The sequence below is a fragment of the Campylobacter sp. RM12642 genome, from assembly GCF_020137635.1.
In the GTDB taxonomy this organism is placed as follows: domain Bacteria; phylum Campylobacterota; class Campylobacteria; order Campylobacterales; family Campylobacteraceae; genus Campylobacter_E.
Map to the genome: position 1 here is coordinate 1 of NZ_JACGAT010000074.1, position 756 is coordinate 756.

General features: G+C 29.2%; 1 protein-coding gene. It reads left to right on the forward strand.

Annotated elements, in window-relative coordinates:
* Positions 1–756: Cj0814 family flagellar-dependent secreted protein (locus AVBRAN12642_RS09730; RefSeq protein ID WP_442862371.1), on the forward strand; the 756-nt coding region annotated here is incomplete at both ends.

Consider the following 756-nt stretch of genomic DNA (forward strand, 5'->3'; position numbering starts at 1 on the left):
GTTGATAAAGATGGCTTTTTTACAAGTGATTTTAACAAAGCTGCAGGTATTCCGGAAGATTTTAAAATACATAGCGATAGTTTAAAATCTTTAGTAGAACATAATGAAAATGCAATATCACTTTATAAAATTTGTAAATCAATTGATATAGCAAAAAGCGTTGGTAATGCTTATAATGTTGTAAGACAAGTTGTAGGAGATGAATTTTTAAACTTAAACGATAGTTTTTCTAAAGATACTTTGTCAAACACCCCACATTTATATGAAATGAGAAAAAGCACCTTAGAAGTTACTCAAATATTTGATAATGATGACAAATTTAATAATTATTTTAAATCTAAAGAGTTTTCTAATGTTTTTTCAAAGCACAAAGACACATACTCGTTATCAACCATTTTTGGTGCAGATGGTAATGTTTTTAATTATTATGAAACACGAGATGATAATATTTACGCTAAATGGCTTAGAAACTCTGCTTCAGTTTGCTGGAATCCACATGAAGAACATTATAAAACTGAAAACAGCGAATACACAAAAGGTGGCTTACTAATTGCAGCTCTTAGTAGTAATTATTTTTTGGTAGAAGGTGAGCGAACTGATTATGCCAAGCAAATAGGAGAGGATAGATTTACTCCTATGGATAGGTTAAATTATGGAGCTTTGCCAAAAGAACTTAGCTCATTAAAATTACAAAATGTAGATGGGTTTGATGGTAAAGAATTTGAAAGTATTATGAAGCGATATCAAAAATTATTA